Here is a 15199-nt window from a genome sequence, read left to right on the forward strand (position 1 = left end):
TGAGTGATGCCGGTCCGTATATCGCCCGTTCCTAGCCTCCACCCGACGTGTCTGTCTCCAGACCGGAGGAAAACGGGTGAAGAAGAGAATGCGGGGTCCCCTGATCGGGGGACTGGCGCTGGCCCTGGTGGCCACACTGGGCGGGATGGAGGTCCTACCGGACCAACATCCCAACGCTACGGACCGTGCGGACCGTACGGCGAGCGCCGCGGAGGACGAGGGTTTCCTCTCCCGGGTCGGTAAGGCCGCCGAAAGCCTGGTGGGCGGTGGCGGATCGGACCGGGCCAGGCCCGAGGCGATCAGCGCCGCGTTGGCGGTCCACGAGAAGCCGCCGCCGGCCAAGGTGTGGCCGCCGCAGAAGCGAGTCAAGGAGCTGACCGGCAAGCGCACCGCGAACAGCCGCGTCTACCAGCTCGCCGATGGGCGGACCCAGGCGGAGATCTCCGCGGTGCCGCTGCACTACAAGGATTCCAAGGGCCGCTTCCAGCCCATCGACACCATGGTCAGGCCCACCAACGACAAGGGCTACGTCCAGGGAAACCGGACCAACACCTTCACCAGCCTCTTCGGTGACAGCTCCAAGGAACTGGTCCGCTTCGAGCAGAACGGCCGCAGCATCGAGCTGGGCCTGGCCGGGGCCGCCAAGGGCGTGAGCCCGAAGGTCACCGGTTCGACGGTCACCTACCGGGGCCTGGCCGGCGGTGCGGACGTCGTCTACGACGTCACCGCCACCGCCCTCAAGGAAAAGATCGTGCTGCGCAAGGCCCCCGCCGGGCCGGTGTCGTACACGTTCACCCTCGACACGGCCGGCCTCACCGCGCAGCAGCGCCAGGACGGCTCCATCGCGTTCCTGGGTCCGGACGGCGGTGAGCCGGTCTTCGTGATGCCGGCGCCGTTCATGTACGACGACAAGGACGACACGTCGTCGCCGCACGGCAAGGTGTGGAGCGACAAGGTCTCCCAGCGCGTGCAGCAGATGTACGGGCAGACGACGGTCACGGTGTCCGCGGACGCCGCGTGGCTGGCCGACCCGGCCCGGGTCTACCCGGTGGTGATCGACCCGACCATCAAGATCCAACCGGTGCCGGACGACGCCCAGGACGTGGCCATCTACTCGGGTGCCACCACCACGAACTACAACGACACCTACCAGTTGAACGTGGGCACGACCGCAACGGCCGCCTGGCGTTCGTTGCTGAAGTTCGACCTGGACACGATCCCGGACAACACGTCGATCGACGACGCCCAGCTTCAGCTGTACTACTCGCAGACCCACACCGACTGGGCCTACGACGTGCCGATGCAGGCGCACCGGGTGACCGCGGACTGGACCGACGACACCGCGACGTGGGCCACCATGAGCGACAAGCTCGCCGGTGCACCGGCGGCGAACACCGTCACCAAGGACGACGGCGACGCCGGCACCTCGGTGACCGGGTCGTGGCCGTACTCCAGTAACACCACGTTGGCGCCGAAGGGGATCAACGGCGACTACAAGTACCACTCCAGCAGCCTCTCGACGGACACCCACACCTGGGTGCCGACCATCACCGAGTCGGGCAACTACCAGGTCGAGGTCCACTATGTAGGCGAGTCGGACCGGCCGACGAATGCCCCCTACACGGTGTACTACTCGGGCGGGTCAAAGAAGTACGAGGTGAATCAGACCACCCCGACTGCCGCCGGCAAATGGCTGACGCTGGGCACGCATCCGTTCGTGGCGGGCACCACCGGCAAGGTGGTCCTCAACGGCGTGCCGGGCACCACCGCCAACGCCGACGCGGTGCGGTTCACCAAGGCCGGCGCGGTGAAGCAGTACGCCAAGTCCAGCGTGTGGAACTCCTTCCCGGTACGCAACGTGGTGCAGGAGTGGGTCAACGGCACGGCCAACTACGGGTTCATGGTCAAGGCGCTGGACGAGGCGACCAAGGGTCGCGGCGGGCCGATCTACGAGGCTTCGGAGTACGCCTACAACAACGACCGCCGGGACTTCAACCTCCCGAAGCTGGTCGTGACGTACGGCCGGCAGGGTGTCACGGTGAACCCCCCGACGACGATCGCGTCGACGGGTGCGCTGCTGGACTGGCCGGCGTACGCCGACCCGTCCACGTCGACCGGTGACGACATCGTCGAATACCAGGTGCACCGCAGTGTCCACCAGAACTTCGTTCCGTCGGCGACGACGCTGATCGCCCCGGTCTCCACCGGCACCAGGACGTATCAGGACACCACGGCGGTGCCGACGGCGGCGGACAACACCGACCCGATGGCCCGGAAGTTCTACTACTACATGGTCGCGGTGAAGACCCGCGACGGGCAGCTGCTCGCCGGCCCGACGCAGCAGGCGATGCTGCCGAAGGCGGGCCAGATCACCCGGATCTACCGCACCGGTCAGACCGACACGACCCTGTCGGCGGGACGGCCGACGGAGAACGTGGACGTCTACGACGGTGACCCGTACGTCAGCCCGGGCAACAACTCGCCGTACTACGGCGACACCCGCGGCCTGGTCAAGTTCCCGACCCTGACCGGCATCCCGGCCGACGCCAAGATCGTGAACTCCGAGCTGCGGATGTACAACACGTACCTGTACCCGGGCACGGACACCGACGAGTACGTCGACGTCTACAAGCTCAAGCGAGCCTTCAACGAGACGTCGGCAACCTGGAACAGCTACGACGGCACCAACGCGTGGACCACCGCCGGTGGCGACTACGACACCGCGTGGAAGGCCAGCTTCAACGGGTTCACCAACGACCCGGAGTGGGAGACCTGGGACGTCACCAACGCGGTCGACGGCTGGGTGAAGACCCCGGCCAGCAACTACGGTCTGCTGCTGCGCCAGCGCGACGAGGCGAACCAGACCGCGCGGGCGATGCTGCTGTCCTCCGAGGGCGCCGAGCCGCTGCTGCGGCCGACGTTGGAGGTCACCTACCTGGAGCAGACCGCCGAGTCGACCTACTACGCGGCCGCCACGCCGACGCTGACCACGCCGAACTCGACGTACAGCGTGCCGGTGACCCTGTCGAACCCGACGTTGGCCGCCTGGAACCCGAGCGACTGGGAGCTGGCGTACGACTGGAAGCGGGCCGACGGCACCACCGACGGCGCCGACACCACCTACGAGCTGAAGACGCCGCTGCCCAAGAGCATCCCGGCCGGTGGCACTGTCGACGTGACCGCGCAGGTGAAGACCCCGCCGTCGTCGACGGAGGGGAACAAGCGCACCGACTACGTGCTGCAGTGGGACCTGCGCAACAAACTGACCACCAAGAAGCTGTCGGAGACCGTCCCGGCGATCACGCCGCTGCCGCAGAACGTGGCGGTGGAGGAGCCCACTTCGGACCAGCTGGGTCTGGAGAAGTTCTACTCGTACGCGGGGAAGAACACCGGCGCCGGCGGCACCCTGATGAACAACCTGTACGCCGGCAACACCGTCTGGTCGTACAACGCGCTCAACAACCCGTCGCGGGGTCTGGCGACGTTCGTCCGGATGTCGTACAACTCGTTGGACACCACCGACAGCGTCGCCGGTTTCGGCTGGTCGCTGCAGGCGTCGTCGATGATGCGCCTGGGCACCCCGCTGGACTTCCACCCCAACCCGAACCCCACCAAGGTGACGCTCACCGATGGTGACGGCACCAGCCACTGGTTCACCTGGGACGCGGCGGCAAACGAGTGGAAGAGCCCCAAGGGTGTCCACCTGTACCTGGAGAAGGTGACCAGTCTCGACTGCAAGCCGAACACGCAGGAGCCGCGGGCATGGCGGTTGACCAAGCCGGACCGCACGGAGTTCTACTACGACTGCGAGGGCTTCCTCACCAGCACGGTCGACAACAACGGCAACACGATGACGTTCACCTACGAGGAGCGCAAGTCCAACAACAAGCCGACCAAGTTCCTGCGGTACCTCACCGACGCGGCCGGCCGGAAGACCCTCACCATCGACTACTACGCCAAGGGCCAGTCGTTCGACTACATCAACGACACCACCTGGACGCGGCAGTCGGGCACCAACCTGACCAACCCGAAGATCATCGACCACGTCTCGCAGATAACCGACATCTCGGGGCGCAAGCTCACCTTTACCTACACGGACAAGGGTCTGCTGGGTGAGCTGATCGATGGTGCGGGGTCGACCAACGGCACGCCGAAGACGTTCAAGTTCGCCTACGACATGACGCAGGGGAACAAGAACGTCAAGCTCGTCAAGGTCACCGACCCGCGCGGCAACCCGACCAGCCTGGTCTACAACTACCCGCAGACCGGCGACGACCCCATGTTCCACTGGACGACCAAGTCCTACTCCGACCGGCTCGGCCACCCGACCCAGTTCGGCTACGTCGACCCGGACGGCCCGCAGGGCAAGAACATCAACGCCACGGTCACGGACGCAGACAACCACGCGACCGCGTACCAGATGGACGGCTACGGCCGGCCCGTCCAGACCACCAATGCCAAGTCCGAGATCACGAAGCTCGGTTGGGACGACGACCACAACGTCGTCCGCCTCGAAGAGGCCAACACCGCCGTCTCCACCTGGACGTACGACCAGAAGACCGGCTACCCCCTGGAGACCAGGGACGCCGAGGCGGTGAAGAACAACACCCCGGGCACGGTCCTGACCTACCAACGCCAACTCAACGGCTACGTCGCCGAGCCGGTCACCAAGACCAGCCCGGAGGGACGGAAGTGGACCTTCGGGTACGAGGCCGACGGTGACCTCGCCTCGGTCACGGACCCGAAGGGCAACACCACCGCCGACGAGAATGACTACACGACCCACTACACGTACGACGAGTGGGGGCAGACGCTGACGGCGACCGACGCCAACGGCAACACCACCACCAACGCCGGCTTCGACCCCAACGGCTACCCGCAGACCATCACCGACGCCCTCACCAAGTCGACGACGTTCGTCTACGACGAGCGCGGCCAGGTCCTCAAGGTCACCGACGCCCTCGGCAAGGACACGACCCAGACTTACGACACCTTCGGCCGCCCTCTGCTGAACAAGGTCCCGAAGAAGCAGGCGGCCGGCGAGTTCATCACCACGCCGGCACCGGAGTACGACGCCAATGACAACGTCACCAAGGCGACCGCACCCAACGGCGCCGTCTCCACCGCGGTCTACGACGACGCTGACCAGATCGTCTCCGCGACCGCACCGAAGGACTCCGACTTCGCGCCGGGGCGGACGACCACCTACACGTACGACAAGACCGGTCACGTTCTGACCACCACGGAGCCGAAGGGCTACGGCACCACCGGCTACACCTCCACCAACACCTACAACGAGATCTACCAGTTGACCGACGTGGTCAACGCCCTCGGCGACAGGATCTCCTACCGCTACGACAACGTCGGCAACGTGGTCATGGTCATCGACCCGAAGAAGAACGCGACCGCCGACCCGGACGACTACTCCGCGAAGTACGCCTACGACCGCCGGCACCGGCTCGTCTCGGTCACCGACGCGCTCGGCAAGACCAGCTCGACCACCTACGACAAGGACTCGCTCACCCTCACCGTCCGTGACGCCGAGGGCAACGAGACCCTCAACGTGTACGACGAGCGAGGCAAGCAGGTCGAGGTCAAAGTCCCCCACTCCAGCACCGGCGACGGCATCGTCTACCGGACCACCCGCTACGAGTACGACCAGGTCGGCAACACCGTCCGGGTGATCACCCCGCGGGGCACGCAGACGGCGAACCCTGACGACTTCGCCGCCCGCACGGAGTACGACGCGCTGAACCGGCCGGTCAAGCAGTTCCAGCCATACGACCCGGCCGATGGCCGGTACAGCAACGCCGAGGTCTACACGCAGACCTTCTACGACGAGGTCGGCCGGGTCAGCAAGATCTCGCTGCCGCCGTCCGAGGGGCAGACGGCCCGCAACGAAACCACCCACACCTACTTCGACAACGGGTGGGCCCAGTCCTCCACCGACCCGTGGGACATCGTCACCACCTACGACTACGACGAACTCGGCCTGCAGACCTCCCGCACGCTGACCTCGGCGGACGGGGACACCAGCCGCACGATGGGCTGGTCGTACTACCCGAACGGAGCCCTGAAGGCGAAGACCGACGACGGTGTGCCGGTCGGCAGCGCGGTCCCGCTGGTCGACAACTCCGACGTCCAGCACGTCACCACGACCGGGACGTGGGACACCGCCGAAGCTGCCGGGCAGCAGGGCATCGACCACCAGGTGCATGCGGCGGGCGCAGGAACGGACACGTTCACCTGGACGCTGAATATCCCGAAGGACGGCAGGTACACCGCGTACGTCAAGTTCCCGGCCGTGGCCGGGGCAGCGACCGCCGCGAAGTTCTCGCTCACGCACAGCGGCGGCACCACGGACAAGACCGTGGACCAGACCAGCGGGGCGGGGACCTGGCTCAGCCTGGGAGCCTTCGACTTCACCCAGGGCAACGGCGCCAAGTTGACCCTGGCCCAGAACGCCGACGGCGTCGTGGTCGCCGACGGAGTCAAGCTCGTGCGCGACACGTCCGGGGAGATCGACGAGGAGAAACACGACTTCCGGTACGCCTACGACCTCAACGGCAACCTGACGTCGATCGAGGACAACTCGCCCGGGGCAGCGATCGACGCGTATACCCTCGCCTACACCGAGCTTAACCAGGTCAAGTCGGTGACCGAGGCGGTCAATGGCGAGGCGAAGCGGACGACGAGCTACACGTACGACCCGCTCAACAACCCGTTGACGGTCAGCCACCCGAAGCAGTTCTCCAAGTACACCTACGACCTGCGGGAGAAGGTCGCGTCGGTGTCCGTCGGCGACTCGGTCGACGACCTGTCGCCGGCGGTCTCGTCGTACACCTACACCGACCGCGGACAGTTGGCGACCGAGACCAAGGGCAACGGCAACGTCGTCACCACCGCGTACTACGCCGACCAGTCGGTGCGCAGCTCCATTGAGAAGAAGGCCGACGGCTCGGTGGTGGCCTCGCACACGTACGAGTACGACGCCAACGGCAACAAGGCGAGGGACGTCGCGGCGAAGATGAACGCCGACAACCACTCGGCGATGCTCTCCTCCACCACTGACTTCTCCTACGACCCGGCGGACCGGATTGCCAAGTCGGTCAAGACCGGCAACGGCGCCAATACCGAGACGTACGTCCACGACGACAACGCCAACGTGATCAGCCAGAGTGCCAACGGCGTGTCGACAACGTTCCGCTACGACCGCAACCGGCTGCAGACCTCGACCACAGACGGGGCGGTCTCCGGATTCACCTACGACCCATTCGGCCGGCAGGAGTCGGTCACCCGGGGCGGCCAGGTCGTCTCCCGCAGCGTCTACGACGGCTTCGACCGGGTCATCGAGTCCCAGCAGCGTGATGCCGGCGGCACGACGAAGTCCACGAAGTACACCTTTGACCCGCTGGACCGGACCCTGTCCACCGCGGCCGACGGCAAGACCACCGACTACACCTACCTGGGCCTGTCCGATGAGGTCCTGCTCGAAGAGGTGAACGGGCAGCTCAGCAGGTCGTACCAGTACAGCCCGTGGGGACAGCGCCTGTCACAGGTCAAGCACAACGACGACGGGACGAGCGAGGACAGCTACTACGGCTACAACAGCCACACCGACGTCGAAACGCTGACCGGCGCGGACGGGGACACCAAGGCGACGTACGGGTACACCGCCTACGGCAATGAGGACAAATCCGAGTTCACCGGCATCGACAAGCCCGACCCGGCCAACCCCACCAAGGAGCAGTACAACTCGTTCCGGTACAACGGCAAGCGGTGGGACCCGAACTCGGAGACCTACGACATGGGCTTCCGGGACTACTCCCCTGGGCTCAACCGCTTCACCACCCGGGACATGTACAACGGCGCGCTGGCCGACATGGGGCTGGGCAGCGACCCGTTCACCGGCAACCGGTACGCCTTCACCGGCGGCAACCCGATCAGCAACGTGGAGATCGACGGGCACTTCGCCATCGCGGCCGCGCTCCCGATTCTTGCGGTCGTGGTGGTGGTCGTGGTGGCCTACGTCGTCATCAGGGAAGCCGTCAGGGAGGTGGCCGAGGAGGTCCAGTCCTGGGACTGGACCGAGGACGAGGCGGAGCCCGAGCCCACGCCGACCCGCCGCCCGCCGGGCCCTGGCACCGATACCGACACCGACGAGAAGGGGGACTGCACCCGTGACGGCAAGGGCTGGGTCGCGCACGGCGACACCGACGCGGGCAACGGCAACCGTGCCACCGGTGTGGAGGCCTGCCTGACCGCGGAGAGCATCGAGGGTGGAACGGAGACGACCGACACAGTCAGGCCGCCGGGATACAACTGGGCCCGCCGGACCGTCGGTCACCTCGGAAGTCGCAACGTGCCATACGACGTCAACAACTGCCACCTGCTCGCCAATCAGCTCGGCGGGTCGGGCACCGATCCGAAGAACCTGGCCACGTGTTCCGCGCAGGCCAACTGGAGGGGCACCAGCAAGGGCACCAGCATGGCCATATACGAGGGCCAGGTCCGACGAGCGGTCGAAGTAGGCAAACAGACGGTCCACTACACCGTGACGCCGCTCTACGACGCCAACCGCACGGTGCCGGTCGGCTTCCACATCACCGCCTATGGCACGAATCCTGACGGCACACCTGGCATCGCGATCGACGACATCGTTCCGAACACGTACAACGGGACTAACCTCGGAGCGTTCAATGATCCCAACACCGGTGCTCCGGTACCAACTGGGGGCATGAGTTGATCGCCGAGCTGAGGAGACGTGATGCCTGAACCAGCGGAGTTGGAGGCGCTGTTGCGTCTCATGCCGCCCGTGACGGAGAGCGACACGGTGGTCGACTGGGACGAGATCGCCGAGTCCTGGGGGAGAGCCTTCCCGGCCGCGTACCAGCGCTTCATCGCAATCTATGGAGCGGGGATGATCGAGGACTATCTGGTGATCGGTACACCGGAGCCCTGGGTCGAACCGCCCGACGGGGACGGCGCTGACATGCGTGCCGGCACGGCGTTCGCCAGGGTCCTGTGGCAGGATGGCCGTAAGGAGCATGACCTTGAGGGCGCGACCCCACGGCTGATCCTGTGGGCCGTGGACTCCAGTGGCGACAACCTGTGCTGGGACGCCTCCGATCCGGACCCCGAGAAATGGCCGGTGCTGCTCTACAACCGCGGCAAGGCCATCTGGCGTCGCTACGACTGCGGCATGGTCGAGTTTCTCGTCCGCCACCTGGAAGGCGACTTCCCTGCCTGTCCTCTGGGTGACGTCAGCCTTTTCGGCCGTAGGAGGGCCACCTTCCTGACCCGGACGGAGTACATGCGCCGGCTGCGATCCGGGGTGGACCCGTGGACCGGCGAGCCCGACCCCTACGCCGGCATGTACAACTACGGATAGCACGACCACGAGTTGAGGCCCGGCCGATGACGGCCGGGCCTCAACCGACTACGTGCTGGACTGAACGTCTCCGGCACCATCTCGTACCGGGTCACCAGGTACGAGTACGACCAGGTGGGCAACACGACCAAGGTCATCAGTCCGAGGGGTGTGGCGACCACCGACGACCCGGACGACTTCGCCCAGGTCACGGTCTACGACGCGCTGAACCGGGTGAAGGAGACCCAGTCGGCGTACGACAAGGACGACGCCCGCTACACCACTGCCGACAAGACCACCTACACGTACGACGAGGTGGGCCGACTGGCGACGATGTCAGCGCCACCGTCGGCGGGGCAGTCGGTGCGCAACGACACCATGTACAGCTACTACGACAACGGGTGGGCGAAGTCCTCCTCGGACCCGTGGGACATCGTCACCTCGTACGATTACAACGAACTGGGTGCGCAGACGGCCCGGATGTTGACGTCGGCGGGCGGCTCTTCCAACCGGACCATGAGCTGGTCGTACTTCCCGGACGGGAAGCTGAAGGCCCGTTCCGGGCGCTTGCCTCGGCGCCGCTCTGGATTCTGGCCAAAACCGCATATCCGAGGTGATTGCTGATGTGTCAGTCTGAATAAGGGGCAGAGGTGTCGATTGGAGATCGGGGCGGCTCCTACCTCCTGATCCACGCCATAGGTCGCCTCCGGGGCAACCTATGATGCTGTAGGCAACTTCTCGAGCCAATATTTTGACCCCGACAGTGGTCGCAGTCGCAGAACCAGATTACGAAGCGTCTCGACAAGGCGTACTACGTTTTGGTGGATGTATCGCAGTTTACGCCAGAGCAGGTAGTGAAGGTGGAAGAGTTTATTGCTCCGCTTGGGGGCGAGTTTTCACGGTTGGAGGGCCGCAACGGACATGGCAGGCTTGATTTCTTTGTCGGAAAGTCGAGACCTGGCATGGTCGGCACCGTCATGGCTCTTTGGCTGGGTGGTTCGCCGGCTATCGCGGAGTCTTGTAGACAAAAGTGCGGCTGGCGCGCTTGATGAAGTTGTAGATAAGTGGTGGAGGCGCCGGAGGCGGCCCGAAGGTCACCAAGACCAACGGACTCGACCCGGGCGATAGAAACCTGCGTAGGGATTGGGAGTCCAACGGTACGACTTATCAGTTCAACACGGGGCACGGATTCACCGTCCGCATCGCACTGGTACGGATCTGCTGAGCGCCAACCTCACCCCGGACCAGGTCGAGCAGGCGATCATCGCTGATATCGAGAAGTTCAAGTCGGGTGGCGGTGCGCTTCCCCAAGTCGGGCGAAATGTGGGCACGGCGGAACGCGCGATCGATGTGGATGGGAAATCGATCACCTACAACGCAGTCCAGATCGGTCCTGATAGGGTCGGCGTCAGCACATGCTGGCTCAACTGACGGGGATGTGGAGGCCGAGTGGAAACATTGCTTGACCTGGCTCGGACGTTGTCGTCGGGTCAGTTCGGCGAGCGCGGTCTGGCCGAGGTCAGGAACATCGAGCAGGAGTTCGTCGAGGTGATCACATTCACACCGGCGGATGAAATCGTCGCCGTGCTCCATACCGTGCTCGCCGAGGATTGGATGGGCCTACCGGTGTGGGCGCGCAATCTCGCGTACCGGATGGCCTGTCTACAGAGGCCGGACGACGTGGCTCTGCTGAGAGAGGCGGCGACGGATCTGCGAAACTTCGGTCCCGACTGGAATGAAATCGCCGCAGCGTTGAATGAAAGAGCGGAATCGCTGGAGAAGGATCAGGATTGAGAATGGCGACGATGCCCACCGGATGTCCATCCGGTGGGCATCGTTCCGCACAGTCGTTTCATGATCGATAGTGGCGGGGAGTGATGATGCCCGCGTTGGCGTGTCGGATATGGGCGAAGCTCCGTTGAGATCGAGCGCATGGGCTGGGTGGATATGGGGATGTGGGGAGTTCCCTGGCGGTCAACCCCCGAGGCGGTCTCTACACCGACCGGGGCGAAAAGCTCGAGGAGGTCAAGGGCAACGGCGACACCGTCGACTACTCGTACTTCCTCGACGGGATGTTGAAGTCCCAGACGGAGAAGAAGTCGAATGGGACGACCCTGGTCTCCGAATCGGTCCTCGACTACGATCTCAACGGCAACCGGTCGCACGACGTCACCAAGAAGATGAACGCCGACAACCACGGCGCTTATCTGACGCCATCCTGAAAATGACCTTCAAGGCACTCCGCCATGTCAGCCTCGACCCCGGCCAGATCGGCAGTGTCGTCGCCGCCGCGCTGGTACTCCTACATATCGAACACGGCCACACCACCTGACCCCAGACGGCGACCGGCCGTCCACTGGCAATGGCTCAGTGGGCGATCGCCAGCGCGAACGGGACCGGTCCCAAGGCGGTGATGAGCGGGCGGACCATGAGCACAAATGACTCTGGCCACCAGGCAGTTTCGACGCCGCCGAGGTCGATGATCCGCTGTGGTGCCCAGCGAAGGTCGGTGAGCATCCCCGCCACCGTCTTCTTGGCATCCGCGTCGTCGCCACATAGGAAGGTCGACGGCGGTACGGCCAAGCTGACGGGGTCAGCCATCAACGCCGCCGGTCCCACCGTGTTCAGCGCCTTGACCACGCGAGTATCGGGAAGCAGGCGTTGAAGCTCCGCGGCGAGGTTGTGGTAGAGCAGGCGGGACGCGAAGCCGTCCGGCCCCTGCTCCACGGCGTTGGCGATGTCAACGAGCACCTTGTCGGCCAGGGCTTGGCGCAACCCCCCGAGTACCTCGACGGACACCACACCGGGTAGCGCGTTGACGACAATTTCAGCAGCGGCGGCCGTGATTCCAGACGGTCGCGGCCCAGACTGGGACCGCATAGCGGAGGAGTTACGAAAGCGGGCTGACGCCGCGGAGGAATAGGATTTGGAAATTCTGACCAAGCTGCGCTGCTGCCTAGCCGAGCGACGACGATCGTGCAGAAGTCTGTGCGGGAGTGGCGGCGTCGGTGGACCGTACGTGGTGCGTCGTGCACGTTCAACTATGAGCCGTAGAACGGGGCGACCCGGGTCGAAAAGATCGGGGCAGCATGTCGTTCGAGGTCAGGTCGCGATCGGGTAGTCCAGCTCCGCCGCCCGCTCCCGCAGATCCGCCAGTCGCTTCCGCGGATTGAGCGCCCGGATGACCTCATCGGTCAGGGGCTGCAGCGTGAGGATCTGCTCGACCACGGTTCTGTCCAGCTCGAGGTCGTAGACCGACCAGGCGTACTCCAGGTACTCCTCCGGGGCGCCATCGCACAGGATGTCGAGCAGCCAGGCCCCGTCGGGATCGGTCTCCTCGTCGTCGGCGGGCGAAAGGTCGATGCCCTCGCCCGCGTGCCACCGGTCGTCCGCGGAGCGCCGCCAGAGCACGAACGTGGCGTCGAGCGTGCCGTCCTCGTGGCAGAACGCGGGCTCGCGCACCAGCGGGGCGAACTGTTGGGGCAACCCCTCCAGCAGGCCGGGCCACAGTTGGCCGCCGGTGTGGTTGTGCATTGGTGAATCGTGGTAGACGCCGCGGATGAAAGCGCCGTCGGCGGTGAAGACGATGTCGTACTCCTCGCCGCTGCCGGTGCGCATCGAGGCCACTTCGCTCTCGTCCCGTCTTCGGCTGTAGTCGTAGTAGACGCCGCCGATGATCGAGTCCAGCATCGCCAGGGCTCGGGAGCGGTCGCCGACCGCATCGATTGGTGGCAGCTTGGCGGCTGTGTCGTAGACGGTCACCAGGCAAGCCTACGAGTCGGCGCCGGCGGATTCCGCGATGGATTGGCCCCATCCCGGGGCTGCGACGGCGACCCAAAAGCTGATTGCGCGAGGGATGGCCGAGAGTCGACAGCTCTGGGATTGGCGCGGTCGGGCAAGCCTCTTTCAGTCATTGCGCTTGCCGTTGGATGAAGAGTCCTGGCGTGTCGTGGTCGAGAGTCGACGTTGCTGCGGGCCGGCTGGCCGCCTCGGTCTGGCGGTCGCGCGGGTGCTGGTCGACGGGTTTGATCAGGAGGCGGTCGGTTCCCAGATCAGGATCTGACGGTGGTGGCTGAAGCCGTTGCGCAGGTAGAAGTCGACCGCGCGGCGGCCGGAGTGGACGGTCACGTGCAGCAGCCTTCGCGCGCGGGCCTCGGTCAGGATCGCGGCCATGAGCGCACCGCCGATACCGCGGTTACGGTGCTCCTCGCGGACCTCGACGGACTGGATGTCGCCGTACCACCGGTCCAGCGACTCGTTACTGGGCACCCGTTGCGCGAGGAGGAGCCAGGCGGCGCCGACGACGTGCCCGTCGATCTCGGCGACGAACGGCAGGTGCGTGTCCGCATGGGCGCCCACCCAGTCGGCGTATGCGCTGAGATTGTCCCCATCGATACCGCGTAGTTCCGCGAGCGCCGCCACGTCTGCCGCGCTGGCTCTCCGCACGATCACCCGGCGGAGTCTAGGCGAGTCCGTCGTTGGCGGTGCCCCCAGCCGGCCGGGCTGCAGAGGTACTGGCAGTTCTCCGTCCGTCCGGCCGTGCCCGGGTACCGTCTGCCCGGGCCAAGATCCCGGCTGAAGGCTGCCGCTAAACGTTGCCGACGCTGGCCAGGGTTTCGGCCAGTACCAGGGGATTGAGGTAATCGCGGTACGAGACGACCAGGCCGTCCCTGATCCGCAGAACGGCGATGATCGTCTGGTGCAGTGGTGCGCCGGTGGGGATCACGGTGCCGTGAGCCTCGTACTCGACGATCGCCACCTGCGGGTCGGTGGTCTCGTGGATCACCGTGTTGCGGTAGTCGTCGAACTTGACGAGGCCGTTGGCTTGCGCGGTGAGGAACTCGCGGATCTGGTCGCGGCCCTCCACGCGGCCCGGGATGCCTGCTGGTCGGTACGGCCACTCGATATAGCCGTCCGACGCGAACAGGTTGACGAACGCCTCGGTGTCCTGCTCGCGGCTCGCGCGCAGGATCTGCTCGACGACTTCCCGTGACGTGGCGGTCATGACCACTCCGTTTCGTTCAACGCTCGTTGATTGAACGAGCGTAGAACGTAAGAAGCCGTCGGTCAACGGCCGTAGAATGAACCCGTGACCGAGTCGAGCGCCCGCCCCACCAGAGCGCAGCAGCGCCTCCTGAGCGAGGAGCGCATCCTCGCCGCGGCCCGCCAGATCTTCGCCGAGCTCGGCTACGACCGGACCACGATCCGGGCTGTGGCATCGGCTGCCGGTGTCGACGCCGGTCTGGTCATGCACTACTTCGGCAGCAAGGACCTGCTCTTCGCCCGGGCCGTCGAGGTGCCCGCCGACGAGTTGCCCGCCGGCACCTCAGGCGAGGTGGCCGAGGCACTACTCACGTCGCTGGGCCGACGCCTGACCGGCGAGCCGGTGGCCTCCCTGGCGGTGCTGCGCTCGATGCTCACCAATGCCGACGCCGCCGATCGGTACCGAGCCGCCGGGGAGCCCCAGCTCCACCAGCTCACCGAGGCGATCCCGACACCCGACGCCGACCTGCGCGCGAGCCTGCTCAGCGCGATCATCCACGGCGTGATAGCCGAGCGGTACCTGCTGCGCCTCACGCACCTGGCGGACGCCTCACCCGAGCAGATCATCGACCTGCTGCGCCCGTGCTTCCAAAGCCTGACCACACCTCCACCGGCGTCGATGGAGCCGCTGTAGGTGACCGTGGCGTCCGCCGCCTTGGCGATACGCTTCGGCCGAGATCTCGAACCACGCCTGCCGTACAAGAAGGTGTTTTGAGCTGTTCTCCATGACGCTGGCGAGACTTGAGTTCATTGGCCGATGTGGAATAGCCCGTTCGAGTAGTGCGC

Annotated in this window: 10 protein-coding genes; 6 read left to right on the forward strand and 4 right to left on the reverse strand. The window is 65.6% G+C overall.

The genetic code is table 11. The features are described 5' to 3' along the window. Positions 1-76 precede the first annotated feature (76 nt). From ACQEUX_RS02370 to ACQEUX_RS02390, 5 genes are all read left to right on the forward strand, one after another. Positions 77-8746 (forward strand): DNRLRE domain-containing protein, encoded by an 8670-nt coding sequence (locus tag ACQEUX_RS02370; protein WP_433040378.1) that lies wholly within the window; start codon positions 77-79, stop codon positions 8744-8746. Positions 8747-8767: 21 nt separating this feature from the next. After that, the gene (locus ACQEUX_RS02375) at positions 8768-9391 is read left to right on the forward strand and encodes a hypothetical protein (RefSeq protein ID WP_433040381.1); all 624 of its coding nucleotides are present in this window, start codon (positions 8768-8770) and stop codon (positions 9389-9391) included. Between the two features lie 114 nt (positions 9392-9505). Beyond that, positions 9506-9994: a hypothetical protein gene (locus tag ACQEUX_RS02380; RefSeq protein WP_433040384.1), complete on the forward strand. Its 489-nt coding sequence runs from the start codon at positions 9506-9508 to the stop codon at positions 9992-9994. 825 nt (positions 9995-10819) lie between these two features. Further along, positions 10820-11164: a hypothetical protein gene (locus ACQEUX_RS02385; RefSeq protein WP_433040387.1), complete on the forward strand. Its 345-nt coding sequence runs from the start codon at positions 10820-10822 to the stop codon at positions 11162-11164. A gap of 161 nt (positions 11165-11325) precedes the next feature. After that, positions 11326-11592 (forward strand): hypothetical protein, encoded by a 267-nt coding sequence (locus tag ACQEUX_RS02390; RefSeq protein WP_433040390.1) that lies wholly within the window; start codon positions 11326-11328, stop codon positions 11590-11592. Between the two features lie 145 nt (positions 11593-11737). Here ACQEUX_RS02390 and ACQEUX_RS02395 read toward each other — a convergent pair whose 3' ends face one another. From ACQEUX_RS02395 to ACQEUX_RS02410, 4 genes are all read right to left on the reverse strand, one after another. After that, complete coding sequence (locus ACQEUX_RS02395) at positions 11738-12172, reverse strand: NADPH-dependent F420 reductase (RefSeq protein WP_433040393.1); 435 nt, start codon at positions 12170-12172, stop codon at positions 11738-11740. 300 nt (positions 12173-12472) lie between these two features. Further along, positions 12473-13132 carry a hypothetical protein gene (locus tag ACQEUX_RS02400; protein ID WP_433040396.1) on the reverse strand — a complete coding sequence of 220 codons (660 nt, stop codon included), beginning with the start codon at positions 13130-13132 and terminating at the stop codon, positions 12473-12475. Between the two features lie 267 nt (positions 13133-13399). Then, positions 13400-13822 carry a GNAT family N-acetyltransferase gene (locus ACQEUX_RS02405; protein WP_433040399.1) on the reverse strand — a complete coding sequence of 141 codons (423 nt, stop codon included), beginning with the start codon at positions 13820-13822 and terminating at the stop codon, positions 13400-13402. A 136-nt stretch (positions 13823-13958) separates the two neighbouring features. Next, positions 13959-14375, reverse strand: a complete 417-nt coding sequence (locus tag ACQEUX_RS02410; protein ID WP_433040402.1) for a nuclear transport factor 2 family protein — start codon at positions 14373-14375, stop codon at positions 13959-13961. Positions 14376-14459: 84 nt separating this feature from the next. Between ACQEUX_RS02410 and ACQEUX_RS02415 the strand changes: the two genes are divergently transcribed. Continuing rightward, a complete protein-coding gene (locus tag ACQEUX_RS02415) occupies positions 14460-15047 on the forward strand; it encodes a TetR/AcrR family transcriptional regulator (protein ID WP_433040405.1) in 588 nt (195 codons plus the stop codon). Positions 15048-15199 lie beyond the last annotated feature (152 nt).

The sequence above is a fragment of the Micromonospora sp. CA-259024 genome, assembly GCF_050936255.1.
Classification (GTDB): Bacteria; Actinomycetota; Actinomycetes; order Mycobacteriales; family Micromonosporaceae; genus Micromonospora.

Excerpts from the sequence above, each read along its gene's own strand:
- ACQEUX_RS02375 (WP_433040381.1), top strand. The coding sequence starts at position 8,768 with ATGCCTGAACCAGCGGAGTTGGAGGCGCTGTTGCGTCTCATGCCGCCC.
- ACQEUX_RS02410 (WP_433040402.1), bottom strand. The coding sequence starts at position 14,375 with ATGACCGCCACGTCACGGGAAGTCGTCGAGCAGATCCTGCGCGCGAGC.